The organism is Pelagivirga sediminicola (assembly GCF_003072125.1).
In the GTDB taxonomy this organism is placed as follows: Bacteria; Pseudomonadota; Alphaproteobacteria; order Rhodobacterales; family Rhodobacteraceae; genus Roseovarius; species Roseovarius sediminicola.
In genome coordinates this window covers 214,744-238,575 of sequence record NZ_QCYH01000002.1, presented here as the reverse complement: position 1 = coordinate 238,575, position 23,832 = coordinate 214,744, and the positions used below count along the sequence as shown (strand labels likewise).

Here is a 23,832-nt window from a genome sequence, read left to right as displayed (position 1 = left end):
CATCTTACCGGATCAGGGTCACGCCGCGCGCGCCGACCAGCCACAGGATGCCGCGCACGATCAACAGCATCAGCAGCACGATGGCCATGATGCAGACCGAAAACGCCGCCGCCTGATTGGTCGCTCCGCGATCGGCCAGTTGCAGGACCGACACGGCGGCCACCTGCGTCTGCGGAGTGATCAGGAAAATCACCGCCGATAGCGACACCATCGCGCGCATGAAGAAGAACACGCCGACCCCCAGCAAGGTGGGCCAGAGCAGCGGCAGCGTCACCTTGAACAGCGTCCGCATCGCGCCGGCGCCCAGCATGGTCGACGCCTCGTCAAAGGTCGCGCTGACCTGCTTTAGGCTGGTCGTGGTGATCAAGAAGCCCTGCGCATGGTTGTAGTAGATGTAAAGCAGCACAATCAGCGGGAACGTTCCGTAGAGAAAGTTCAGCGGGTTCGCCAGGCTGTTGAAGGCCAGCACATAGCCCAGCCCCAGCACCATGCCGGGGATCGAGGCAGGCAGCGTCGACAGGAACGATATCGGCCCGCTCAGCGGCGTGCGGAATTTCATTGTGACGATGGATGCGATGAATACGGCGACCACGCCCAGTGTCGCGGTGGCCAGCGCCACGCCGATGGAATTCCACAACGGCTCGGTCCCGTTCTGCACGTCGAAGGCGTAATGCTCCAGCGTCAGGGTCATGTTGTAGGGCCACAGCTTGACCAGGCTGGCAAAGAACACGATCAGCGGAATGGACAGGAACAGAATGGCAATGAGGGTGGCATAGGCCCCATAGGCCAGATCGCGACGCCGGTTCGGCCGCACCTGAAGGGCGACGGATTTGTCCGTCACCTGCGAATGTTGCCGCTTGGAGATATAGCCGACGATCAGCTTGGAAAGCGCGGCGGGCACCAGCAGTACAACGCCGATCACTGCGCCAAGGTGGAATTGCGCCTGCCCGATGACCTTGTTGTAGATCTCGGTCGCGAGCACGCTGAAATCGCCGCCAATGACGATGGCATTGCCAAAATCGGTGATGGACAGCGAGAACGCGACGAAAATCGCCGCCGCGATCCCGTAGCGTGTCGAGGGCAGCGTGACGGTGCGAAAGATCTTCCACGGCTTCGCCCCCATGACGATCGCCCCCTCATAGAGCCGCGCATCGGCCACCGCCAGCGCCGCCGACAGGATCAGGAAGGCGTAGGGAAAAGTATAAAGGGTGTTGGCGATCGCCACGCCCCAAAAGCCGTAGATGTCGATCTCGAACCCCAGAAAACGGTTGAAGATGCCATTGCGTCCCAACAGAAATATCAGGCCTTGCGCCTGGATCAGCGAGGGCGCGAAAAGCGGTGCCATCACCACCATCCTGAGGATGGATTTACCAACGACATTGGTGCGTTGCAGCGCGTAGGCGTAGAAATAGGACAAGGTTACGGCGCCGATCGCCGACAGGCCCGCCATGCCCAGGCTGTTGCCGATCAACTCCCAGATGCGCGGATCGCTGAGCGTTGTGGCATAGTTGCCAAGGCCCGCTCCGCCCTGTACGTCGAAGCTGCGCCAGAGGATGGCAAGGACCGGCAGAAGAAAGAAGACCGCGAGCGCGGCGATCACCAGACCCGACAGGATGAACGACACGGCCCTGTCGCCGAGCCTTGGGCGGCGGCGCGAGCGGACGGACGCGGCGGCCATCAGCGCAGCACCTGCAACGCGCGCGACGGGAACCGGGCAACGATCTTTTCACCGGCGCCCGGCGCCTGCACCAGTCCGTTCATTTCGACAGTGAGCGATTGGCCGGGGGCACAATCGGGCCGCAGGTCGACATGCTGCAGGTTACCCATGAAGCGCGTGCCCGCGACGGTGCATGTCAGGGCATTCTCGCCGGGCTCGCCGCTGCCTCCCAGCGTGATCGCCTCCGGACGCAGGCCCAGCGTCGTGGCCCCGTCCAACGCACCCGTCAGGGAAAGCGTCGCCTCGCCGTATCGCGCGCCGCCATCCGGGGTGGCGCTGACCGGCAGCAGGTTGATCGCGCCGATAAAATCGGCAACGAACTGCGTCTTGGGATGCGCATAGAGATCGCGGGCCGTGCCGACCTGCTCGATCTCGCCGTCGCGCAGGACCACGATCTGATCGGCCATTTCCAGCGCCTCGTTCTGGTCGTGGGTGACCATCACCGTGGTGATGCCGAATTGCTGCTGGATATTGCGGATCTCGCCGCGCAGCCCCGCGCGTACCTTGGCATCGAGCGCCGACAGCGGCTCGTCCAGCAGCAAAAGCGACGGTTCGGGCGCAAGCGCGCGGGCGATGGCGATGCGCTGCTGCTGTCCGCCCGACATCTGCTCGGGCAGTTTGTCTGCCTGGTCGCCCAGATGCACAAGGTCCAGCATCTCGCGCGCCCGTTCGCGGCGGCGCGCACGGCTCCAGCCGCGGCATTCCAGCCCGTATTGCACGTTGCGGATCGCCGTGAGGTTGGGAAACAGCGAATAGGATTGAAAGACGACGCCGAAATTACGCTCGGACGGGGGCGTGTCCGACAGATCCTCGGACCCCAGCATGATATGCCCGGAATCGGCCGTCTCCAGGCCCGCGATGACGCGCAGAAGCGTGGTCTTGCCGCAGCCGGACGGGCCCAGAAAACAGGTCAGACTGCCCGCCGGAATGGTCAGCGAAAGATCGTTCAGCGCCGTGACCGGGCCGTAGGTCTTGGTAATGTTGCGGACATCGAGATCCATGAGGCGCCTTCAATTCGTTGGAAAAAAGCGCCCCGCACCATAGGGGCGCGAGGCACTGACAAGCCGGGGGATGCTGCCCCCGGCCAGCGTTTGCAGTGTTCAGCGCTCGTAGCGTTTTTCCCACTCCGAAATAATCGCGGTGCGGTCTTCGGCAGCGGCAGCAAAATCGGTGGGATGCAGCACGTCAGACGTGTCCTGCGGCAGGCCGGCATCAAGGAATTCCTGCGGCTTCTCGCCGCCCGGCATGGTCACGATCGCCTTCCACTTGCCATAGGCGGTCGCCGCCTCGGGCGTCACCGTCCAGTCGAGGAAACGCTTGGCGTCTTCCTTGTTGTCCGAGGATGCCACCAGCGCGTTCGCCTCCAGCTCGTTGCCGGAGCCTTCAGAGGGGATGACCATGGTGATCGGATACCCCTCGTTGATGTTCTTGATCGCGCGCATGTCATAGGACGCACCGACCACATATTCACCGGCGGACGCCGCATGGCAGGGCTTGGAGCCGGACTTGATATATTGCGCGACGTTCTTGTCCAGCTTGTCGAGGAAGGCCCAGCCGTCTTCTTCGCCCATCATCTGCAAGAGCGAACTGATCTGGATATACCCAGTGCCGGAAGACGCCGGGTTCGGCATCACGACTTCGCCCTTGAACGCCGGATCGGTCAGGTCCGCCCAGGATGTCGGCATCTCCAGACCCTTGTCCTTCAGCCGCTCGTTGTTGACGCAAAAGGCGGCCATGTAGCCCGACACGGCGAACCATTTGTCCTCGGGCGAACGGAACTGTGCCGGGATCTGCTTGACGCCATCGGGGGCGTAGGGCTCCAGCGTTTTCTCGATCTGCGGATTGACGATGGCCGATGCCGCAAAGCCCCACAGCAGGTCATGCTGGGGGTTGCCCTGCTCGGCGATGATGCGCGCGACCAGATCGCCCTGCGACAGGCGCAGCATGTTCATCTCCACATCCGGCATCGCCTCGCGCGCCAGATCGAGGAACGCCGCTGCCTCGTCCTCTTCATATGAGGTGTAGATGGTCAATTCGCCTGCGGTTGCGGCGGTGCTCATCATCAAGGCGGAGATTACAGAAAGTGTCTGAAGTTTCATTGTCGGTCCTCGTCGCTTGGGATTTCGGAGTTTCGCTGACGGGTAGCCTACAAAATGTAAGCATTATAACAAGCAAAATGTAAAATTTCTTCCAAAAGCGTACAAGAGTCCTTATTTTCAGTGTATCACAGACAAGACACGCACCCGCCCGGAGGCCGCGCCCCGGCATGCCCGAATCGGAAGACCGCCCATGACGACCGCCCCCGGAAAGAAGGAAACGCGCCACCGCGCATTGTCGCGGATTGTCGAGGAGCACGGCCATATCAGCCTGGCCGAGGCGGCGGCCCAGCTCGGCGTATCGGTGCAGACCGTCCGCCGCGACGCGCTTGAGCTGGAACGGCAGGGAGGCGCGCGGCGCACGCATGGCGGGATCGCCTTCACCGGCGCGCTTGACCGCGGTGTCTATCAGCAACGGCGCCGGACCCAGACCGCGGAGAAGAAGATCATCGCGGACCGGATCGCGGACCTGATACCGGACGGGGCCACGGTATTTCTGGACATCGGCACCACCTGCGAGGCGGTCGCGCTGGGTCTGCTGGAGCGGCGCAACCTCAAGATCGTCACCTACAGCATCCGCAGCGCGATGCTGTTCGACGGGCGCGAGGACTTCACCGTCGCCATACCGGGCGGCGTCGTGCGCCACATCGACGGCGCGATCATCGGCCTTGGTGCCGCGGATTTCATCGCACAGTTCAAGTTCGACTACGCCATCATCGCCGTCAGCGGCATGGACCTGCAGGGCTGCCTGCGCGACGACGACGATTTCGAGGTCCAGAGGGTGCGCACCGCGATGGAGCAGGCGTGCAACATCGTGCTGGCCCTGACCTCGAACAAGATCGGGTCCGACGGTTTGGTGAAACTGTGCGATCTGCGCGAGATCGACATTATCGTGACCAACGACCGGCTTCCGCCGCCGCTGTCTGCTCTGGCGACCGAGAGTGACGTCAAGGTCGTGTCCCACTGAACGCGTTCCGGGCTGCGCGGCGCGCGGGCGACCAGGAACATCCCGCTCCTGGCCCCGATCACGTAGCGCTTACGTCAGCATCCGCCCCAACAGCGTGCCCGGCCCCGCGCCCGTGCTTGCGCCCGGCCAGACGGCGGCGCCGGTGTGATAGAGCCCTTCCAGCGGCGTGGTGCCGTCCGAATAGCCCCGGACCGGGCGGAACATCGCATTTTGTGACAGATGATGACTGCCGCAGACCTGATCGCCGCCCACAAGGTTGGGATTGTCCGCCTCCAGATCGCGCGGCGAGACACAGCGCATCCCGAGTATCCGGTCCCGCAGGCCCGGCGCATGACGCTCGACAATGTCCAGCACCCGCTCGGAAAAGGGGGCGAGGGCCGCGTCCCAATCCGCCGCGTCGATCTGCCCGGCTGCGTCGCCCTTGATGTCGCCCGGCACCATCCGCACCTGCAGCCAGAGCGTGTGCTTGCCCTCGGGCGCGCGGCCGGGGTCGATCGCGGTGGGCTGGCCGACGACGATCATCGGCTCGGACGGCAAAAGCCCGGCCATCGGCTGCTGATAGGCCAGCGCGATCGTATCCAGCGTCGGGGCGATCGTGACATAGGCATAATCGCGCAGCTCCGGCCCCGCGCGCCAGTCCGGCAGATCCGACAGGGCCAGATGGATCATCACCGTGCCGGGCGCGTGGCGGAACGTATCCAGCCCCTCGTCGTAATCGGCGTCGCCTGTCCCGCCGGTCATCCGCGCCAGCGCCTTCGGCGCGACATTGGCAATAATGGCCTTGTTCGCCGCGATCTTGCGCCCATCCGCGGTTTCAACCGCATGCGCCTTGCCGTCCTTGTGCAGGATGCGCGTCACCTCGGTGCCGCAGTCGACCGACCCGCCTTGCGCCTCGATCTCGGCAACCATCGCGCGGACAATGGTATCTGCGCCGCCCTTGCCCAGTGACAGACCGCCCGCCTGATCGCCGAACGCCTCAAGATAGGGAAATATGGCGCCCGTCGCGATGTCGGGCGCATAGTCGACATGCATCCCCCAGGGCGCCAGTGCCGCGCGAACCTTCTCGCTCTCGAATGTGCGACCCAGCCAGTCGCGCGGCGACGACAGCGCGAAGCGGACCAGATCGAACGTCCCGCCCCACCCGTGCTGGCGCAGCGCATTAAAGCCAAGACCGGTCAGCGCCGTCCATTTCATCGGGCTGGACATCAGGCCGCCGACGATGGCCGCGCGCGATGCAAAGCTGCCGGTCAGCGATTTCCACGTCTCGGCGTCGCGTTCAGAGAGGGCCGCGATCCGGGCGACGTTGGCCTCGATATCCGTGCCGACACCGAACCACGTCCCATCGTCATAGACCGAGGCAAAGCAATTCTCGGCCGTCACGAACTCCGCGCCCTGCCGCTCCAGTGCCGGACCGAATTCCTCGTAAAAGGCCGAGTTCCTGAAGTTCGAGATATTCATCGCCGCCCAGTCATGCCGGAACCCCGGCTCGGTCAGCTCCAGGGTCTTGACCGCGCCACCGGGCGTATCCGCGCGCTCCAGAACCCGGACGCTCCAACCGGCCCGCAAAAGATAGAGCGCACAAACGAGGCTGTTATGTCCTGATCCGACAATGATCGCGTCATGGTTTTCGTTGCTCATGGGATGCTCCGCTTCCGAAACCCGCAGGTTGCGGCATTGAGTGTGACTTTCGCCTTGGGTGCCATAAAAACGCGCGAAAGGCCATGCGACAGTCAATTCTGGCGCGTTGCTCTGCCCGCCCCCGCCGCCGGATCAGTATTCCCATAGCGGCGCGCTTTCCTGCGTCAGGCGCACGGCAAATCTCATGCCCGGCCACAGGATACCGTCCGCAGTCAATCCGCCCCTTCACCGTCACGCTGCGCGTCGCACCGACAATCAGCATCAGAAATCTGCGTATCTGGATAGCCTCCGGGCGCTGTTGGTCGTCAGTCAGCGCATCCGTCTTTTTGTCGCGACCAGCCTGTTCGCGCAGGTATATTTCCCGGCCACCAAATCTGCGGCGGAGGCTCATATGTTCAGCGCAATCGGGAATCGGCGATGCCTCTTGACGGGATCGGCGGTTTGGCTCGACAATCGACGCTGGGGGGGGCATCGCCCCTTGCACCGGGAGGAAGCCGAAATGACAATCCGCGAACTTGAAACAACATGGGCCCCGCGCATGCTCAGCGTGCTGAGGATCGTGGCCGCGCTGATCTTCTTCGCACATGGCACGGAAAAACTCTTGGGATTCCCGGTGGCCGACCGCGTGCCAGACGCCTTCACTCTGGGCTGGTTTGCAGGGGTGCTGGAGCTCTTCGGGGGCGGCCTGCTGGTTATCGGGCTCTTCACCCGCCCGGTCGCTTTCCTGCTTTCGGGCCAGATGGCGGTTGCCTATTTCATCGCGCATCTGCCGCAGAGCTTTTTCCCATCGCTGAACGGGGGCGATGCTGCGATCCTGTTCTGCTTTGTCTTCCTCTATCTCGTCTTCGCAGGCCCCGGACCGTGGAGCGTGGACGCCGTGCGCGCCAAGAGGTCCGGCGCCGATATGTGAGGCCGGGGTCTACCGGACGGAACCATCACACCGCAGAGACGATGGCACCCATCAGATCTTGCAGATCGCCGAAATACCCTTCGCTCCGGGCCGGGAGCGTCGGATCGGAGGTGATCGCAATCGTCAGGTCCAGATCCGGCACGACCGCGAGGATCTGACCGCCATAGCCGCGCCCATAGGCGGCGTCATGGCCCGCGATGCGGGTCAGAAACCAGCCATAACCGTAGCGGTCCCCGCTCCATGGCGACCGGGCGCGCGGCTCCCACGAGGTGGCGATCCAGGACGCGGGAACCACCTGCGCGCCGTTCCAGCGGCCCTCGTTCAACACCATGTCGCCGACCCGCGCCAGCGCGCGGGGCGACAGCGCCATCTGGTTGCCGCCCATGTAGTTGCCCTGCGGATCACGCTGCCACGGGGCGATGTCGATCCCAAGCGGTGCGCCCAGCCAGTCCCGCGCAAGGCCGAGCAGGTCGCGTCCCGTTGCGCGCGCAAGGACGGCCCCCAGAAGGTGCCAACCGCCCGTCGAATAGATGAAGCGCCCGCCCGGCTCCGCCACCAGATCGCGAGTCAGAACGTAGTCGATCCAGTTCGCGCTGGCGATCCAGGCCCCGTAATCCGCGCCCGAAGTGCTGGCCAGTCCCGCCCGCATCGACAGCAGGTCGCCGACCGTGATCCCGTCGCGCGCATCGCCCGCCTCGGGGCGCCCCAAAGCGGGCAGCACCCGTGCCTGCGTCCCCGGCAGCGCGCCGCGCTCGATCGCGATACCCGTCAGCAAGGCAAGAAGCGTCTTCGAGACGGATTTGACATTGGCGGGCGCGTCGAGACCGCCGCCCGCGAAGGCGTTCTCATAAAGCACATCCCCGCCGCGCCGGATGACGAGCGCATGCAACTGGCCGAGCTCCCCGGCCCTCGCCGCTACGTCATCTATGGCGCGTGACTGGGCGGACAGGGATCCCGCGAAGGTGGCAGGTGCGGCCAGCGCGGCCAGCCCCCCGGTTATCGTCTGGCGTCGCGTGCAGCGCATGAGAACATCCCTTTTCTGTTTGATTGGAAATATGCCGCGGCCTTGGCAATGACACCGCGCTGCACAGGATTGTGACGATGAATGCGGCGCGCATCACCTGCGCCGCGTATCAGCCCGCGTCGGCGGCGCAGCGGAACCCGATATGTCGGTGGCCGCGCCCCGGTGCGTTGGAAAACCCGTCCCGATGGGTGGCTGTCAGGGTGGAAGCGGCAGCGTCATAGATGTAATCGCCGCCGCGCGTGATCCGCTCTCCGGCGCTGTCCGGCGCCTCACGCCCGTCAGCCGGGTCATAGGGATTGGGACGCTTCAGGCTCGACGTCCATTCGGCGAGCGATCCGCTCATGTCGAGCGCACCGCCCGCCGTCGCGCCGTACTCGGTGCGGTCGATGCGAAAGCCTTGCAGCCGGACCGGATGAGTCGGCGCCTCGCTGGCCGGGCCGTCGTTTCGGCCCAGCGTGTAGGTGCCCGGCTCGACCGGGATCATCGCATCATTCGCCTGCACCGAGTGCGGCGCGATGGCCGCCGTAACGGGGCGCGCGGCGCGTTGCGTGTAATCCGGCGGCTCTGCGCCCTCTTGGGCGTCAAGCGCACCGGCAGCGATCGCGCAGACGGCGAAACCGGCCAGAACCATGCGGGACAGACCCCTGTTTGCAACTGCGCGATACATCATGCCGTTCCTTTTGACCGGCCCCGCACCGAGCCTGTCGGAAGCGGATTGACTGATTGCGGGGGCGTCCATCGCCCTCGCCCTTAAATGGTGAATTCCGGTAAGCTCCATGATGGCCTCCTTTCAGTTCAGCATATATCAGATCCGGGGCCGGTCGCGGTGAGCGAAAGCATATCGAACGCGGCGTTCGCTTGTTGCGAACGGACGGGCCTCTGATAGGCTGGCCCCATGCGCTACACGCTCAACGAGATCGAGACCTTTCTGACGGTGATGGAACTGGGCACCATCACCGCGGCGGGGGCGCGGCTGAACCTGTCGAAATCGGTCGTCAGCAAACGTATTTCCGATCTTGAGGACGCGCTCGGCGCGGCACTCTTCCTGCGCAGCGCGGGCCGCATCAGGGCGACCGAAGCGGCCCTTCGGCTGGATGACCGGCTGCGCCCTGCGATGGCCGATCTGGCGGCGGCTGCCGAAAGCGCGGCCGGCGGGCTTGCACAGGATGACAGCCTGCGCGGGACGCTGGCGATCACGGCGCCGATGACGTTCGGCACCCTCCACCTGTCGCCGATCATCGCGCGGTTCGCGGCGCGGCACCCGGGTCTGGAACTGCGCATCGACTATGACGACCGGGCGCGCGATCTGCTGCGCGACGGGTTTGACGTTGCGATACGGATCGGCGAATTGCGCGATAGTGCCTTGATAAAGCGAAATCTTTGCGTTGATGAGGCGATCCCCTGCGCCAGCCCCGCCTATCTGGACCGGCACGGCCGCCCGGCGGGTCCCGGTGATCTGCGCGATCACCAGATCATCGGGTATCAGCATATGTCCGACGCGCAATTGTGGTCGTTCGGCAAGGCCGCGGCGCGAACATTGAAGAGCCGTATCACGCTGAACAATGGCGAGGCAATTCGGGACATCGCCATCGCGGGTCTGGGGCTGGCGATCCTGCCCGGCTTCATCGCCGGACCGGCCATCGCGGAGGGGCGCCTCGAACGGGTTCTGCCCGGTGCGGAGACGCGCAGGATGCCCATCGTCGCGCTTTGGCCGCCGAGCGCACCCATGCCGGCCAAGCTGCGTCTTTTCGTCGATCATCTGGTCGTCGAACTGGGCGGCGCACGGTCCTGGTGATCCGGACCGGCGGAGTCGCGCCAACCGGCCGGGCGCGAAACCGATGCGGCGCGCCAGAACCCGCGCTGTTGACATGCAAGATCGTTGGCCCAAACTTTCGGACCTCAACAGAAAGGAACGATCATGGATGAATCCCGTAGAAACTTCCTCGGCGCCACCGCCCTCGGCCTCGGCACCCTGCCCTTCGTCAGCCCGGCAGCCGCACAGACGACCGATGCCGCCGCCGAGGCCGCCGCAAACGATGCGGTGAAGCCCAGCGCTTACGGCGCCTCGACAGCGGGCAAACCGCTCGACATCATTAGCCTCGACCGGCTGGACACCGCCGTGCAGGAGGTGATCCCCGAGGCGGGCTACCAGTTCGTCTCGGGCGCCGCGGGCGACGAGTGGACCCTGCGCGAGAACCGCCGCGCCTTTGACGACTTCCGGATAGAGCCCAAGCGCCTGCGCGGCGTCTCCTCGGATGTGGACCTGTCCATCGACCTGCTGGGCCAGACCCTGCCCTTCCCGATCTTTACCGCGCCGATGGGCGCGCATGGCATGGTTCATGAGGAGGCCGAGGTTGCCACCGCACGCGGCACCGGCATGGCCGGAACGCTCTATTGCTCGTCCGGGGCCTCGCACCGCACGCTGGAGGAGATCGCCGAAGCGACGCAGGGGCCGAAATGGTTCCAGCTCTACTGGAACAACGATATCGAGGTCACGAAATCGCTTCTGAAGCGCGCCAAGGACGCGGGCTATTCCGCCATCGTGCTGACCGCCGACGCGCTCGGGCCGGGGATGCCGGATGATTTCAAGGCGATGGGCGCGCCCTTCCGCCAGGACATGGTGTTCGGCAATCACGATCCCGAACGGGGCGGCTCGGGCAACTTCTTCGACCAGAAGGTCGATCTGGATCTGGATGCCATCAAGTTCATCAAGGACCAGACCGGCCTGCCCGTCGTGGTCAAGGGGCTGCTGCGCGGCGATGATGCCGACCGCTGCATCGGCGCGGGCGCGGATGCGATCCAGGTCTCGAACCATGGCGGCCGCCAGATCGACGGCGTGCCGGCGTCCATCGCGGCGCTGCCGGATGTGGCGCACGCGGTGAATGGGCGCGTGCCGGTGATCCTCGACAGTGGGGTGCGCCGCGGCATCGACGTGATCCGCGCGCTGGCCATGGGTGCAAATGCCGTCGCCGTGGGGCGTCCGGTGATGTACGGGCTGGGCCTTGGCGGTGCGCAGGGCGTGCAATCGGTGCTGGAGCATCTGGGGCAGGATCTGCGCTCGGCCATGCTGCTGACCGGCGCGGCCAAACTGTCGGATCTGGACCCCAGCTATATCAACCTCGTCGGCCCCAGCGCCGAAGCCAACCGGAGCTGACCCATGCAGACATTCCAAAACATGACTCTGGCCGCCACGCTGGCGGCCATTACCCTGATCGCTCCCGCCGCCTTTGCAGCGAGCGATACTGCCGAGCCGGTGGACCAATCCATCTATGAGGGCCGCGAGACCCTGCCGGATCCGTCCGAAGGAAACTGCGACGTGGAGAAATCGCTCGTCGAGTTCAAGGACAACCTTTACCGGCACACCAATGGCTCCTTTCCGGCGACACATAGCGGGCTGGTCCTGATCACCGACGAGGGCGCGCTGGTCGTCGACGCGGGCAATACCTGCGTCGCCAAATGGCTGCAGGAAGAGATCAAGACGCGGTTCGACGCCGACATCAAATATGTCGTCCAGACCCACGCCCACTGGGACCATCTGGCCGGCACGCAGGTCTGGCAGGACGCGGGCGCGACCGTGATCGCGCAGCGCAACGCGATCGAGCCGATCATCGGCGAAAAGCTGCCCGTGGCCACGCCCGACCGCGTTTTTGACAACGAGGCCGAGATCGAGCTGGGCGGCGAGACGATCCTTTTGCATCACGAGCCTGCGGGCAACCACTCCAACAGCATGGTGCAGGTCGTCTTCCCGAAGCAGAGCGCGATGCAATGCACCGATGTCTGCCAGTCCAAGACCTTTCCCTACATGGATTTTCTGGACTTCTACTATCCCGGCTGGATCAAGACGCTGGACTGGGTGATCGAGCAGGACGTCGATCTGATCGATGTGGGCCACTACAACGATCCCGCCACCACCGAGGATATCGTCGCCCTGCGCGATTACATGACCGACCTGCACGCGCAGGTGCTGGAGCTGTCGCGCCAGGGCATGAACTGGGACCAGCTGTGGCGCAACGTCACCGCCGGGAACGAGTATCGCGACGAGTGGTTCGGCTATGAGTACATGCGCCGGGCCAATATCGAGGGCATGTTCCGCTGGGTCGACAACCACCGCCGCGGCGTCTGGTAAGACCCCGTACGGGATCGCCGGTCGCAGCCTACCCGCGGCGGCCGGTTTTTTACGCCCCGCGGCAGGCGTTTATTGCAGCCAACGCAACAGTGAATGGCGGATTATACCTGTTCCGCGGCAGATAGCTCATCTCTATGTTGACCTCAGACACCGGCACATCGCTGCCGCGCCCGAGGGGGAGAACCACGACGCCGACGCAGCTCTGGTGCAGACGGTTTTCGCAATAACCCCGCTGTTCGACACACATAGAAGGAGATCAAGATGACCGTCCAAGAACACGCTTCCAACTGGGGTCCGCGTATGCGCAGCGTCTTGCGTATCGCTGCCGGATTGACCTTCCTTTGCTACGGCAGCGAAAAGATCCTCGGCTTTCCCGCAGGCCGCACGCCCGAGATGTTTTCGATGTCGTGGAACGCGGGCGTGATCGAGCTTGTCGCCGGCGCCCTGCTGGCCTTGGGACTGTTCACACGGCCCGCCGCGTTCGTTGCATCCGGCACGATGGCGGTCGCCTATTTCGTGGCGCACGCACCGCAGAGCTTCTTTCCGTCCGTCAATGGCGGGGCCGGAGCGATCCTGTTCTGCTTCGTTTTTCTCTATCTGGTCTTCACCGGCCCCGGCCCCTGGAGCCTTGACGCGCTTCGGGCGCGCAACGCCGGAACGTAGTGCCCGAAACAGGGCAGGCCCAGATCATAACAGCGGCGGCACCCTTGCCGCTCATTTCCAACCCTCGCGGGCGCCGATGCGCCTGACTGACACAGGAGACAAAACCATGGGACTTCTCATCGACGGCGAATGGCACGACAAATGGTATGACACGGACAGCACCGGCGGCCGGTTCGAGCGCAGCGAATCGCAGTTTCGCAACTGGGTCACGGCGGATGGCAGCGCCGGGCCGACCGGCGAAGGCGGCTTCAAGGCCGAGGCGGGGCGCTATCACTTCTATGTCTCGCTCGCCTGCCCCTGGGCCAACCGCACGCTGATCCTGCGCAGCCTCAAGGGGCTGAAAGACGCCATCGGCCTGTCGGTCGTCAATCCCTACATGGGCGCGCATGGCTGGACGTTCGAACCGGGCCCCGGCGTCATCCCCGATCCCGGCGGCGCGGATTACATGTACCAGGTCTATCTGCGCGCCGATCCGGACTATTCGGGCCGCGTGACCGTGCCGGTCCTGTGGGATCTGGAACGCGGCACCATCGTCAGCAACGAATCCGCCGACATCATCCGCATGCTGAATTCGGCCTTCGACGGCATCGCCACGAATGACACCGACTATACGCCGGAGGCGCTGCTGAGCGAGATCGACGAGATCAACGCGCTCACCTATGACGCCGTCAACAACGGCGTTTACAAGGCGGGCTTCGCGACCGAGCAGGACGTCTATGAGGGCGAGGTGCGCAAACTCTTCGACGCGCTGGATACGCTGGAAGAGCGGCTGGGCAGACAGCGCTACCTCGTCGGCGACCGCATCACCGAGGCCGACTGGCGGCTTTTCACCACGCTCATCCGCTTCGATCCGGTCTATCACGGCCATTTCAAGTGCAATCTGAAAATGCTGAAGGATTACGAGAATCTCTGGGACTACACTCGCGAGCTTTACCAGCATCCGGGCGTTGCCGAGACGGTGGATTTCGACCATATCCAGCAGCATTACTATCGCAGCCACGGCACCATAAACCCCAACGGGATCGTGCCCGCCGGGCCGGTGCTGGATCTGGATCGCCCGCACAATCGGGGCTGACTGAAACGGACCGCCGCCCCTGTGCAAACTTGGCCGTTCAGGGGCGGCGGCACGATGTTGAATCAACAAGACCACAAACGGGGACGGACGAGCATGACACGCATTCTGGGAATTTCGGGCAGCCTTCGACAGAGCTCCTTCAACACCGCGCTTTTACGCACGGCGCAGGGCCTGATGCCCGAGGGCGCCACGCTTGAGGAAGGCAGCATTCGCGGCATCCCGCTTTATGACGCGGACGAAGAGGCGCAGGCAGGCATTCCGCCCGCTGTCGAGACGCTAAAAGAGCAGATGGCGGCGACGGACGGCGTGCTGCTGTTTACGCCGGAATACAACAACTCGATCCCCGGCGTTTTCAAGAACGCGATCGACTGGACCAGCCGTCCGGCCAGCGACATCGAGCGCATCTTTGGCGGCAAACCGGTGGCGGTGCTGGGCGCCTCGCCCGGCGGGTTCGGCACGATCCTGTCGCAGGACGCATGGCTGAGCGTGCTGCGCACGCTCGGCACCCGGCCATGGTATCAAGGGCGGCTGATGGTGGCCCGCGCCAGCGGCGTCTTTGACGAGGCGGGCATCATGACGGACGACAAGATGCGCGCGCGGCTGGCGGCATTTCTTGCGGGGTTCACGGAATTTGCGGCGGCAAACGCCGATTGAAGCGTGCGGCGTCGCGGCCGGATCAGCCCGGAAGGTTTCTCAAGCGGCAAGGTATTTCGGTCCCTGACTGGAATTTCACGCGGGGTGAGACATCTCTTTGCCATGTCACAATTCGCGGCGAACGCGGGGCGCGTGCAACGGCCCTGGCACTGATGAGCAAGGATGTTTGTGACCAAATGATCATCGAGACTGGAAGAGCATAAATCATGGCCGAAGAAATAATCGAGCTGAGCGGCGATTTCTGGAACATCCGCGGCGATCTGCGGATCAAGGGCATCCTGAATGTCGGCACCCAATGTTCGCTGGTCAGGCTTGGCGAGGGGCGCTTTGTCTTTCTCGACAGCTACACGCTGACCGGCGACATCCGCGAGCGCGTCATGGAACTGACCGATCAGGGCCGCGCGGTCGAGGCGGTGTTGAATGTTCATCCGTTCCATACGCTGCATTGCGCACAGATGGCCAAGGATTTTCCCTCGGCCACCTTCTACGGCTCGTCCCGCCATGCCCGGCAGGTGCCGGAGGTGTCCTGGGCGCCCGACAAGGTGGAAAGCCATGCCGCCCGTGCGCGCTACCCCGAGCTTGCGTTTTCACTGCCGGAAGGCATCGACTACATCAGCGACATCGAGGGCGTCCACGCCGGATCGCTGCTGGTCTTTCACCCGCCCAGCGGTGCCCTGCATGTTGACGATACCTTCAACGTCCTGCCGCTGCCCGAGATCGCCCGCAAGGTGCTCCCCGTTCAACAGATCGCATTCCATCCGACGCTGAAGGATGCGCTGGAGGACACCCCGGATGCCGGGGCGCGGTTTTGCGACTGGGCCGAACGGATCGCGGCGGAGTGGTCCGAAACGCGGACGCTTTGCGCGGCGCATTCGACGCTGCGCCGGTTCGAGGCGGGCGCGTTTTCCAAAGCCCTGCGCGCGACCATTGAAAAGGCGCGGCCCAAGCTCGCGGGGGCGAGCTGATGACGCCCCTGCCCTGGCCGACAGCGCGCGCATCTCATGGCGCCCTTGCGACGCAGTTCGGAACGGATCGCGCGGATCTCATGCACTGGGCGCTGACCACCGGCGATCCGCTTGCCGACCCGGTGGCCGCGCGCATCGCCGAAGGCGACCGGAACTTGGCGAACGCGCTCGACCTGGGATTGCGGGGCGGCCTTGCGGCGCTCGATGCGCCGGACCGGGAACTGGCCGCTCTGCTGGAGGATATCGAGCAGGCGGCCGCCGGGGTGGATGACGACCTGCTTGCCGATGGTGCGCGAGGTTTCTGGACCATGCCGCCCGCGGTTCATGTGATCTCGCTCAGTGTCGGCTCGCTGATCCGTGTCTATGCGTCGCCCTCCATCGCCGCCGTCCTGTCGGGGACCGGGCGGCTTGTCGACGGGGCCGATGCCCGCCTGCGCGAGACCGCGAAATGGCTGGGCGAGGCGATGCTGCCCGGCGCGCTGCGCCCCGGCGCGCCGGGCTATGTGGCGACGGTCGGTGTCCGGATGCTGCACGCGAAAGTCCGGCATTACGCGGCAAAGGGCGGCTATGATGCGGCGCGCTACGGCACGCCGATCAACCAGGTGGATCTGGGCCGCGTATGGATGGATTTCACGCATACGTCGTGGCAGGCCGAAGCGGCGCTCGGCTATGCCCTGACCAGCCACGATCTGGACCGCATGTATCGGCTCTGGGGCTATATCGGCCGCCTGCTCGGCATCGATGCGCGGCTTGTGTCCGGTATCACGACGCACGCCGCGGCGCAGCGGGTGGATGCGATGTTCGACGCCGTCACCGGCCCGCTTACCGCGCAGTCGGCGACCCTCGCGCAGGCAACGATCGAGAGCGTGTCCGTGCAATTGCAGGAGAACATCAACCTTCCCGTGCCACTCGGCCGGATGCTCTTGCGACATCTGACACACCGTTTTCACGGCAGCGCGCGCGCGGCAGAGCTGAATATACCACCGGTTCTTCTGGCAACCCCGCTCGTCAGTGCGGCAACCGCGCTCATCCGCGCGAGACGCAGGCGCCTGCGCGGCGATCCCGATGCGTGGACGAAGATGACTGAAGGCAATCTGGCGCGGCTGCGCGAGGATCTGAAAACCCTGGCGGAAGATGCGCAATATGAGACGCTTGGGTGAAGATCGGGAATGGGAGGCGGTGCGCAATCCCCGATATGGCGCAGGGCTTCCTTCATTGCTTCCTTCATTGGCAGACCAGCGTTAGAGGCCGATGATCGGTAACGGATCGGCATCGCCGAGGCTGCGGTTCTTCGCCTTCAAGACAGATACCGAGCGCATTGCGGCAGCGGACACGGTGCGCAGATAAGGATTGCGCATCTGACGCCCTATGCCGAAATCACGCCTTCAGCCTTTCGATCCACGCCAGATGACGCCCCCACGGAAAAGGGACGAACGCGTTCCGGCGCCCGTCCCATCCAACCTGCAAGATCACTGACGTTCAGTGCTTGTGTTCCGGCAGGCTCTTCAACTCGTCCTTTGTCATCGGGGTTGTTGCATGAACCTTGCCATTCTCATCGCGCATGAAGTTCAGGCGCGAGATGTCCAGCGCCACCGGCTTGGCGCCCAGTCCGAGAAAACCACCGACATCGACGATCACCTGCGCGCTGTCTCCGGTGCCGTGGAAATGCGAAACATCGCCGATGTGGTTGTCCTCGGGGCCATAGACATTGGCGCCTTCGACGGCCGCCGCGTGCAGATCCTGCGGACGCAGCGGGGTATGATTTGAATGGTCCATGATAGCCTCCTGTTGGTTGATGTCATCTGTGCATGTTCAACCGCTCACCACCGGTGAAGTTCCGCAGCCGAGGGTTCCCGATAGGCGGAGAACCGCGCGCCCCTATGTCAATTCACGGCAGGCAACGTATGCTATTCGGGTTCTCACACAGCATGGGTTGACGTGATCGGACGTCCGCTCAACCGGCTCACGCTGATTGAGGCTCCAGGATCATGCGGGCGCATTTTTCACCGATCATGATGGCAGGCGCATTGGTGTTGCCGCCGAGCAGGGTCGGCATGATCGAGGCGTCCGCAATCCGCAGGTTTTGCATGTCACGCACTTTCAGACTGGCAGGCTCCACGACCGACAGGCTGTCGTGGCCCATCTTGGCCGTGCCGACAGGGTGATAGACCGTCAGCGCCTCGGCGCGCAGATATGCCAGAATGTCCGCGTCGCTTTGCACGCCGGGTCCGGGAAGGATCTCGCGGCCTTTCAGATCGGCCATAGGTTCTGCCGCGAAAATCCGGCGCGCCAGCTTGATGCCCTCAACGAACACCTCAATGTCGGCCTGTTGCAAGGTCTTCGCCGGGCCGATGCCCGACTGCATGACCGCCATGGGCGTGCCGATGGCGCCCGCGCTCAGGATAACCTCGCCGCTGCACTGCACCTGAAGGGTCTCGCCCTTGCGCACCATTTCAACACCCGTCACGCGGCCCCGATCGACAAGGAGCCGGCGCAGGTCCGCGCCGGTCCAGATCGTCAGGTTCTTGCGCTGCCGCACGGGTTCCAGAAACGCGTTGTATGACGAAAACCGGATTCCGTTTTTCTGCGTCACGTCATAGACGCCCAGCCCCAGTTGCGACGCGCCGTTGAAATCGCTGTTATGCGGCAGTTGCAGCGTTTCCCGCCGCGATGAATGCGTCGCAGACGGGGTTCGGATCCTTGGGGCGGCCATCCGTGCCGTGAAATGCAGGATCCTGCCCGATCGTGTTCTTCTCCAGATCCTTGAACACCGGCAGCACATCATCCCAGCCCTATCCGGCGCAGCCCAGATCGCGCCAGTCGTCGTAATCCTGCGGCGCGCCGCGGATATAAAGCATCGAGTTCATCGACGACGAGCCGCCCAGCATCTTGCCGCGGTTCACGGGAATGCGCCGGTTGTTCAGCTCCGGCTGGGGCGTGCCGACATAGCCATAGTCAAAGCGTGGCCGGCCGCCCGCCTCGATCACCAGAACGCGGGTTTCGGGCCGGGCCGACAGGCGGTTGGCCAGCACGCAGCCGGCCGACCCTGCCCCGATGATGATGTAATCAAAGCTCTGCATTATCAGCCTCGTACGTGATGCGGCCATCGCAGATCGTGAACCTGATCCCCCAGGTTCAGCTTTTCCGGCCGGATCGACAGCGTCGCCTTGCCCGCCGACAAATGCGTCGCGGATGGCACGCGGATGAACTGACCGAACGGCGTGCGGACGGTCGCGGTTGTCGGCGTCGATTCAAGCACGTCGACCTCGAAGAAATTCGTCTCGCCGACGAAATCCGCGACAAACCGGTTCGACGGCTCCTCGTAGATCTCGGATGGCGTGCCGATTTTCCGAATCTCGCCGCCGCCAAGGACCGCGATGCGGTCGGACATGTCGAGAGCCTCTTCCTGATCGTGGGTCACGAACACAAAGGTGATGCCGGTGTCGCGCTGAAGCGTGCGCAGCTCGTCGCGCATGGCCTGCGGCAGCTTCAAATCCAGCGCCGAAAGCGGCTCGTCCAGCAGCAGGACTTCGGGCTCGGGCGCCAGCGCCCGGGCAAGCGCGATGCGCTGCCGCTGCCCGCCCGAAAGCTGCGCGGGCTTGCGGTTGGCAAATGCGTTCATATGCACCCGCTCCAGCATCTCGCCGACGCGGGCGGTGATCCGCGCCTTGTCCCAGCCGAGGTTTTCAAGGCCGAAAGTCACGTTCTGGGCCAGCGTCATATGGGGAAACAGCGCGTAGCTCTGAAAAACGGTGTTCACGCGCCGTTTGTGCGGCGGGATGTCCACGATGTCGCTGCCATGCAGCAGCAGTTGTCCGGTGTCGGGGGTCTCGAAACCCGCCATCATCCGCAGCAACGTGGTCTTGCCGCAGCCGGACGGTCCGAGCATGGTGAAAAACTCGTTCTGGCGAATATCGAAATTGACCGAGCTCAGCGCCTGGTAGGCGCCAAAGCTTTTCTAGACCTCGATCACTTCTACAGCGGTTTGCTGAGTCATTCATTTTCTTTCCCATATTTGGAGGCGCGCCCCGGCCTTGCAGTGCCCTCTGAATACGAGCGGTGTGATGCCAAATAGACGTCAAACCGATGGCGCAGGTAAATGAGCGTAGTGCTGGTTAGGGTGCGCCTAAACGACCCGAGGTTAACTATGCGAAGGGCGATCAGACCATTGATATAAGACAATAAATATTGCTTCCACTGGGGCCGGCGCTGCTGCCCCGAACGCAGATCGATCTGGCTCCGGGCGGCGACGCGACCGATCAGACGCGCCGGATTAGGCAAATCCATAACGCAGGTGACAAAACGCCTACTTTGGGCCGGCCCGGCAGACGTGGCAGGGTCGTTCAGGGAAAAGGCCCATGAGCAGGAGGTCGGCATGGTCCGGACAGCAAAAGACTATCGCGAGGCAATGCGCGCCGAGCGCGAGATCTACATCGACGGCGCGCGGGTTGCGGATATTGCAACGCATCCCGCCTTTGCCCCCCTGATCGATCTACGCGCCCATATCTACGACATGCAGCTTGACCCCGCCCACCGCGATGTCCTGACCAAAACCGCCCAGGGCCAGACCGATACGGTCAGCGCCGCCCTCCCCTTTTCGCAGTCCGATTGGTGGGCCAAGCGCCGCGCGACCGATCGCATCCTCGATGACATCGGCGGCATTGCCGCGCGCACGGGGGATGAGACCGTCGGCGAATTCTGGGCGCTGCATGATTGCCGCGATGCGCTTGTCGATCTGGACCCGCAGTTCGGCGGTAATATCGACCGGCACGTTCGGGCGGCCATCGAGGACGATCTTTTCAACGTCTCCGCCAACACCGACTCCAAGGGCGACCGGTCGCGGCCCCCGCAGAACCAGGACCCTGACATCCTGCTGCGCGTCGTGCGCGAAACCGATGCCGGAGTGATCGTGCGCGGCGCCAAGTTCGAGACCGGCGCCGCCTATGCGGACCGCGCCTATACCAAGCCGAACATCGCCGCCTGGGGCGACAGGCTGGCGCCCGAATACGCCGTCGGCTTTGTCTGCGATCTGAACGCGAAGGGATTGAAATTCATCTGCCGTTCGGGCTTTGCCCGGCCGGGCACCGAACGCGACTATCCGCTGTCCAACAGGTTCGACGAGATCGAGGCGCTCGTGGTCTTCGACGATGTGCTGATCCCATGGGAAGACGTGCTGTTCTACCGCCAGCCGCGCGCCGCGACCCTGATACGCGCAACGCTGCACAGGTATTCCGCCTTCGCCTTCGTCCACCGCATCCTGAGGTTCGGCGACATGCTGATCGGGGCGGCGCTGATGAATGTGCGCCACACGGGGCTGGAGGGACAGCAGGGCGTGCGCGACAAGCTGGCCAAGCTGGCGGTCTGGCGCGAGGGGCTTCATGCGCATCTTACGGCGGCGATTGCGCTGGGGGAAAAATCACCGGCAGGTCTGATGATGCCGAACCAATCGCTGCTCCATGCGGGGCGCGTTCATGCGACTGCCTGCCTGCACGAGATGGTGAACATCACGCGCGAGCTTTGCGGTGGGCAAGTGTCCCTGACGCCGAGCGCGGCGGCGTTCGAAGCGCCCGAAACCGAAGCCTGGCTGGCGAAATACTACGCGCAGGGCGATACCTGGTCTGCCGAGGAGCGGCGCAAGCTGATGGCGTTTGCGCGCGATCTTGTCAGCTCTGATTACGCGGGCCACAGACTGGGGCTTCAGCTCTTTGCACAATCGCCGGCCTATGCGCAGCTTGCGTCGGTCTATCGTCATTTCGACTGGGACGGCCCGTTGGCAATGGTGCGCGATGCGGCGGGGCTGGAGGCGCAATCCTCGGCGTCCGCGGCCGCCGGTGACGGGCGGATTCCCTCGCAGGGCGCTTGCGGCTGGCACGATCCGAAACTACCACGGGTAAAGAGGTCGTTGGTCAATCTCGATGATTACTTCGAAACCTGACCGGCGGCACCCTTGCCGGATCGAAACTCGAAATGCCGCTACGCTACACGCTCAGACAATTGGAGTATTTCGTCGCGGTCGGCGAAACCGGCAGCATCGCGGGGGCATCGCAGCAGGTGAACGTCTCGTCGCCGTCGGTGTCGGCGGGTGTCTCGCAGCTTGAGGAAGAGCTGGGCGTCAAGCTGTTTGTCCGCCACCACGCGCAAGGGCTGACCCCGACCCCGGCCGGGCGCAGACTGCTTGACCACGCGCGATACGTTCTGCAACAGGCGGGCGTTCTGCGCGATCTGGCCGGGGACCTGTCAGGCAGCGTGCGCGGCCCGCTGGCCATCGGCTGTCTGAGCACCTTTGCCCAGATCGTCTTGCCCGGATTGCGGCACAGCTTTGTCGAGCAGCATTCCGACGTGCGCATCACCCAGATCGAGGCCGATCAATCGGGTCTTTTCAGCCTTCAGCGGCAGGCCAAGATAGACCTTGCCCTGACCTATGATCTGGACCTGCCCCGCGATCTGACATTCCTTCCGATCCTCGAATTGCCCCCCCTTGTCGCGCTGCACGAGGCCCACCCGCTGGCCCATCTGCCGGCGATTTCGATCACCGATCTGGCCCCCCATCCGATGGTATTGCTGGATCTGCCGCACAGCGCGGAGTATTTCCTGTCGTTTTTCGCCGAACAGGGCCTGCGCGCGAATATTTCCGAGCGCACCCGCGACATGGCGGTGATGCGCGGGCTGGTCGCCAATGGTTTCGGCTATTCCATCATGAACGTGCGCCCGCAGAACGATCTGGCCCCGGACGGCAAGCCCATCCGCTTCGTTCCGCTGACCGGCAAGCAGCGCCCGATGAAGCTGGGCATCCTGACCAGCGCGGGATCCGATCGCACGCAGCTGCACAAAGCCTTCGTCAGCCACGCGCAAAGCTGGATTGAAAGCCACGCCTCCAAGCTGCTGGGCGTGCCGTCACCGCGCGACTGACCGGAGCTGGACATCGCCGTGGTCGCCGATGTCTGCTCCGTCCATCTCGCGCGCATAGCGGTGACCGGTAAAAATCACGGCCCAGCCGCCCTGGGACTTGATGCCGCGCATTTCCGCCGCCGCCGACGAATCGCGATAGTCGCCGCCGTTGCAATCCTTCAGCTTGGCGACAAGGTCGTCCTTGATGGCGCGCTCCACATAGAGCCGCGAGTTGGCCGAGCAGACCTCGCCCTGATTGAAGAAGATCCCGAAGGCGGCCATATCGGCGGCCCCATCGAGGTTTTCGCAATCGGCAAAGACGATACTGGGGCTTTTGCCGCCGGTTTCGGGCCAGACCTGTTTCAGGTTCGACTGACCGGAATACTGCATGAACATCTTGCCGATGGCGGTCGAGCCGGTGAAGGCCAGCCAATCGACATCCATGTGCAGACCCAGCGCCTTACCCGCAATGTGCCCGCACCCCGGCACCACGTTGAACACGCCACCGGCACACCCGCCTCGGCCGCCAGTTCGGCCAGACGCAGCGCGCTGAGCGGTGATTGCTCGGCGGGCTTCAGCACGACGGAATTGCCCGCCGCCAGCGCCGCCGCCTTCCACGTCGCCATGTCCAGCGGGAAGTTCCAGGGCGTCACCGCGCCGACCACGCCCAACGGAACGCGGCGCACCAGCGCCAGATCGCCGGGGCGTTCGGGGCGACCTCGTCATAAATCTTGTCGATGGCTTCGGCATACCATTGAAAGAAATGCGCCGATCCGGGCGCGTCCACGGTGGACGCGTCGGTGATCGTCTTGCCCATATCGAGACTGTCGAGCAGGGCCATTTCCTCAAGGTTGGCGCGGATGAGATCGGCCAGCTTCAACAGCACGGTCTTGCGATCCCCCGGCGCCATGCGCGACCAATGCCCGGCCTCGAATGCGCGGCGACCAGCGGCAACGGCGCGGTCCACGTCTTCGGCGTCACATTCGGCCACGGCGGTCAGAACAGCGCCGGTGGCCGGGTTGATGCTGTCGAACGTTCTGCCCGACGCCGCATCCACGAACTTGCCGTCAATGAAGGCCTGTTGCGAACAGCCGAGATTGGCAGCGCGC

At 64.2% G+C, this 23,832-nt stretch carries 22 protein-coding genes and 1 pseudogene; 12 read left to right on the top strand and 11 right to left on the bottom strand.

The window, feature by feature from the left end; genetic code table 11:
• Positions 1–4: 4 nt before the first annotated feature.
• The 3 genes from DC366_RS04790 to DC366_RS04780 all read right to left on the bottom strand — a co-directional run bounded on the left by DC366_RS04790 (position 5) and on the right by DC366_RS04780 (position 3,816).
• The gene (locus tag DC366_RS04790; RefSeq protein ID WP_108691059.1) at positions 5–1,678 is read right to left on the bottom strand and encodes an ABC transporter permease subunit; all 1,674 of its coding nucleotides are present in this window, start codon (positions 1,676–1,678) and stop codon (positions 5–7) included.
• Positions 1,678–2,718 (bottom strand): ABC transporter ATP-binding protein, encoded by a 1,041-nt coding sequence (locus tag DC366_RS04785; RefSeq protein ID WP_108691058.1) that lies wholly within the window; start codon positions 2,716–2,718, stop codon positions 1,678–1,680. Before DC366_RS04785 ends, DC366_RS04790 begins: the two co-directional genes overlap by 1 nt.
• 99 nt (positions 2,719–2,817) lie before the next feature.
• A complete protein-coding gene (locus tag DC366_RS04780; protein WP_108691057.1) occupies positions 2,818–3,816 on the bottom strand; it encodes an ABC transporter substrate-binding protein in 999 nt (332 codons plus the stop codon).
• A 190-nt stretch (positions 3,817–4,006) separates the two neighbouring features.
• Here DC366_RS04780 and DC366_RS04775 point away from each other — a divergent pair, with 190 nt between their 5' ends.
• Positions 4,007–4,780, top strand: coding sequence for a DeoR/GlpR family DNA-binding transcription regulator (locus DC366_RS04775; protein WP_108691056.1), 774 nt, complete (start codon positions 4,007–4,009; stop codon positions 4,778–4,780).
• 69 nt (positions 4,781–4,849) lie between these two features.
• Here DC366_RS04775 and DC366_RS04770 read toward each other — a convergent pair whose 3' ends face one another.
• Positions 4,850–6,418: a phytoene desaturase family protein gene (locus DC366_RS04770; RefSeq protein ID WP_108691055.1), complete on the bottom strand. Its 1,569-nt coding sequence runs from the start codon at positions 6,416–6,418 to the stop codon at positions 4,850–4,852.
• Positions 6,419–6,917: 499 nt separating this feature from the next.
• Here DC366_RS04770 and DC366_RS04765 point away from each other — a divergent pair, with 499 nt between their 5' ends.
• On the top strand, positions 6,918–7,328 hold the full coding sequence (locus tag DC366_RS04765) for a DoxX family protein (protein ID WP_108691347.1): 411 nt from the start codon (positions 6,918–6,920) through the stop codon (positions 7,326–7,328).
• A gap of 25 nt (positions 7,329–7,353) precedes the next feature.
• Here DC366_RS04765 and DC366_RS04760 read toward each other — a convergent pair whose 3' ends face one another.
• Together DC366_RS04760 and DC366_RS04755 are read right to left on the bottom strand one after the other, a co-directional pair.
• Positions 7,354–8,352 (bottom strand): serine hydrolase domain-containing protein, encoded by a 999-nt coding sequence (locus DC366_RS04760; RefSeq protein WP_108691054.1) that lies wholly within the window; start codon positions 8,350–8,352, stop codon positions 7,354–7,356.
• 109 nt (positions 8,353–8,461) lie between these two features.
• Positions 8,462–9,022 (bottom strand): formylglycine-generating enzyme family protein, encoded by a 561-nt coding sequence (locus DC366_RS04755; RefSeq protein ID WP_165802846.1) that lies wholly within the window; start codon positions 9,020–9,022, stop codon positions 8,462–8,464.
• A 225-nt stretch (positions 9,023–9,247) separates the two neighbouring features.
• Between DC366_RS04755 and DC366_RS04750 the strand changes: the two genes are divergently transcribed.
• The 8 genes from DC366_RS04750 (at position 9,248) to DC366_RS04715 (ending at position 16,995) form a co-directional block, all read left to right on the top strand.
• Positions 9,248–10,147, top strand: a complete 900-nt coding sequence (locus DC366_RS04750) for a LysR family transcriptional regulator (protein ID WP_108691052.1) — start codon at positions 9,248–9,250, stop codon at positions 10,145–10,147.
• Positions 10,148–10,270: 123 nt separating this feature from the next.
• Entirely contained in the window at positions 10,271–11,506 is a 1,236-nt protein-coding gene (locus DC366_RS04745) for an alpha-hydroxy-acid oxidizing protein (protein ID WP_108691051.1), read from the top strand.
• 3 nt (positions 11,507–11,509) lie between these two features.
• Positions 11,510–12,478: an MBL fold metallo-hydrolase gene (locus DC366_RS04740; RefSeq protein WP_108691050.1), complete on the top strand. Its 969-nt coding sequence runs from the start codon at positions 11,510–11,512 to the stop codon at positions 12,476–12,478.
• Positions 12,479–12,739: 261 nt separating this feature from the next.
• Positions 12,740–13,141: a DoxX family protein gene (locus DC366_RS04735; protein WP_108691049.1), complete on the top strand. Its 402-nt coding sequence runs from the start codon at positions 12,740–12,742 to the stop codon at positions 13,139–13,141.
• A gap of 106 nt (positions 13,142–13,247) precedes the next feature.
• On the top strand, positions 13,248–14,216 hold the full coding sequence (locus DC366_RS04730) for a glutathione S-transferase family protein (RefSeq protein ID WP_108691346.1): 969 nt from the start codon (positions 13,248–13,250) through the stop codon (positions 14,214–14,216).
• 93 nt (positions 14,217–14,309) lie between these two features.
• On the top strand, positions 14,310–14,870 hold the full coding sequence (locus tag DC366_RS04725) for an NADPH-dependent FMN reductase (protein WP_108691048.1): 561 nt from the start codon (positions 14,310–14,312) through the stop codon (positions 14,868–14,870).
• Positions 14,871–15,076: 206 nt separating this feature from the next.
• Positions 15,077–15,835: a hypothetical protein gene (locus DC366_RS04720; RefSeq protein WP_108691047.1), complete on the top strand. Its 759-nt coding sequence runs from the start codon at positions 15,077–15,079 to the stop codon at positions 15,833–15,835.
• Positions 15,835–16,995: an oxygenase MpaB family protein gene (locus DC366_RS04715; protein ID WP_108691046.1), complete on the top strand. Its 1,161-nt coding sequence runs from the start codon at positions 15,835–15,837 to the stop codon at positions 16,993–16,995. Before DC366_RS04720 ends, DC366_RS04715 begins: the two co-directional genes overlap by 1 nt.
• A gap of 319 nt (positions 16,996–17,314) precedes the next feature.
• On the opposite strand, the gene DC366_RS04710 is transcribed toward DC366_RS04715, so the two are convergent.
• The 4 genes from DC366_RS04710 to DC366_RS20560 form a co-directional block, all read right to left on the bottom strand.
• On the bottom strand, positions 17,315–17,611 hold the full coding sequence (locus tag DC366_RS04710; RefSeq protein ID WP_108691045.1) for a PRC-barrel domain-containing protein: 297 nt from the start codon (positions 17,609–17,611) through the stop codon (positions 17,315–17,317).
• A 187-nt stretch (positions 17,612–17,798) separates the two neighbouring features.
• Positions 17,799–18,548, bottom strand: coding sequence for a GMC family oxidoreductase (locus tag DC366_RS04705; protein ID WP_243405040.1), 750 nt, complete (start codon positions 18,546–18,548; stop codon positions 17,799–17,801).
• 79 nt (positions 18,549–18,627) lie between these two features.
• The gene (locus DC366_RS20220; protein ID WP_243405039.1) at positions 18,628–18,915 is read right to left on the bottom strand and encodes a GMC family oxidoreductase N-terminal domain-containing protein; all 288 of its coding nucleotides are present in this window, start codon (positions 18,913–18,915) and stop codon (positions 18,628–18,630) included.
• 2 nt (positions 18,916–18,917) lie between these two features.
• The gene (locus DC366_RS20560; protein WP_369333108.1) at positions 18,918–19,769 is read right to left on the bottom strand and encodes an ABC transporter ATP-binding protein; all 852 of its coding nucleotides are present in this window, start codon (positions 19,767–19,769) and stop codon (positions 18,918–18,920) included.
• A 441-nt stretch (positions 19,770–20,210) separates the two neighbouring features.
• Between DC366_RS20560 and DC366_RS04695 the strand changes: the two genes are divergently transcribed.
• Positions 20,211–21,770 carry a 4-hydroxyphenylacetate 3-hydroxylase family protein gene (locus DC366_RS04695; protein ID WP_108691044.1) on the top strand — a complete coding sequence of 520 codons (1,560 nt, stop codon included), beginning with the start codon at positions 20,211–20,213 and terminating at the stop codon, positions 21,768–21,770.
• 32 nt (positions 21,771–21,802) lie between these two features.
• Positions 21,803–22,744 carry a LysR substrate-binding domain-containing protein gene (locus DC366_RS04690; RefSeq protein ID WP_108691043.1) on the top strand — a complete coding sequence of 314 codons (942 nt, stop codon included), beginning with the start codon at positions 21,803–21,805 and terminating at the stop codon, positions 22,742–22,744.
• Here DC366_RS04690 and DC366_RS04685 read toward each other — a convergent pair.
• Positions 22,730–23,780, bottom strand: a pseudogene (locus DC366_RS04685) (aldehyde dehydrogenase family protein). The gene DC366_RS04690 and the pseudogene DC366_RS04685 sit on opposite strands and share 15 nt — an antisense overlap.
• Positions 23,781–23,832: the final 52 nt, after the last annotated feature.

Bases quoted from the DNA above. Each gene is read 5' to 3' on its own strand.
- DC366_RS04790 (WP_108691059.1), bottom strand. From the start codon at position 1,678: ATGGCCGCCGCGTCCGTCCGCTCGCGCCGCCGCCCAAGGCTCGGCGAC.
- DC366_RS04785 (WP_108691058.1), bottom strand. From the start codon at position 2,718: ATGGATCTCGATGTCCGCAACATTACCAAGACCTACGGCCCGGTCACG.
- DC366_RS04780 (WP_108691057.1), bottom strand. From the start codon at position 3,816: ATGAAACTTCAGACACTTTCTGTAATCTCCGCCTTGATGATGAGCACC.
- DC366_RS04775 (WP_108691056.1), top strand. From the start codon at position 4,007: ATGACGACCGCCCCCGGAAAGAAGGAAACGCGCCACCGCGCATTGTCG.
- DC366_RS04770 (WP_108691055.1), bottom strand. From the start codon at position 6,418: ATGAGCAACGAAAACCATGACGCGATCATTGTCGGATCAGGACATAAC.
- DC366_RS04765 (WP_108691347.1), top strand. From the start codon at position 6,918: ATGACAATCCGCGAACTTGAAACAACATGGGCCCCGCGCATGCTCAGC.
- DC366_RS04760 (WP_108691054.1), bottom strand. From the start codon at position 8,352: ATGCGCTGCACGCGACGCCAGACGATAACCGGGGGGCTGGCCGCGCTG.
- DC366_RS04755 (WP_165802846.1), bottom strand. From the start codon at position 9,022: ATGATGTATCGCGCAGTTGCAAACAGGGGTCTGTCCCGCATGGTTCTG.
- DC366_RS04750 (WP_108691052.1), top strand. From the start codon at position 9,248: ATGCGCTACACGCTCAACGAGATCGAGACCTTTCTGACGGTGATGGAA.
- DC366_RS04745 (WP_108691051.1), top strand. From the start codon at position 10,271: ATGGATGAATCCCGTAGAAACTTCCTCGGCGCCACCGCCCTCGGCCTC.
- DC366_RS04740 (WP_108691050.1), top strand. From the start codon at position 11,510: ATGCAGACATTCCAAAACATGACTCTGGCCGCCACGCTGGCGGCCATT.
- DC366_RS04735 (WP_108691049.1), top strand. From the start codon at position 12,740: ATGACCGTCCAAGAACACGCTTCCAACTGGGGTCCGCGTATGCGCAGC.
- DC366_RS04730 (WP_108691346.1), top strand. From the start codon at position 13,248: ATGGGACTTCTCATCGACGGCGAATGGCACGACAAATGGTATGACACG.
- DC366_RS04725 (WP_108691048.1), top strand. From the start codon at position 14,310: ATGACACGCATTCTGGGAATTTCGGGCAGCCTTCGACAGAGCTCCTTC.
- DC366_RS04720 (WP_108691047.1), top strand. From the start codon at position 15,077: ATGGCCGAAGAAATAATCGAGCTGAGCGGCGATTTCTGGAACATCCGC.
- DC366_RS04715 (WP_108691046.1), top strand. From the start codon at position 15,835: ATGACGCCCCTGCCCTGGCCGACAGCGCGCGCATCTCATGGCGCCCTT.
- DC366_RS04710 (WP_108691045.1), bottom strand. From the start codon at position 17,611: ATGGACCATTCAAATCATACCCCGCTGCGTCCGCAGGATCTGCACGCG.
- DC366_RS04705 (WP_243405040.1), bottom strand. From the start codon at position 18,548: ATGGCCGCCCCAAGGATCCGAACCCCGTCTGCGACGCATTCATCGCGG.
- DC366_RS20220 (WP_243405039.1), bottom strand. From the start codon at position 18,915: ATGCAGAGCTTTGATTACATCATCATCGGGGCAGGGTCGGCCGGCTGC.
- DC366_RS04695 (WP_108691044.1), top strand. From the start codon at position 20,211: ATGGTCCGGACAGCAAAAGACTATCGCGAGGCAATGCGCGCCGAGCGC.
- DC366_RS04690 (WP_108691043.1), top strand. From the start codon at position 21,803: ATGCCGCTACGCTACACGCTCAGACAATTGGAGTATTTCGTCGCGGTC.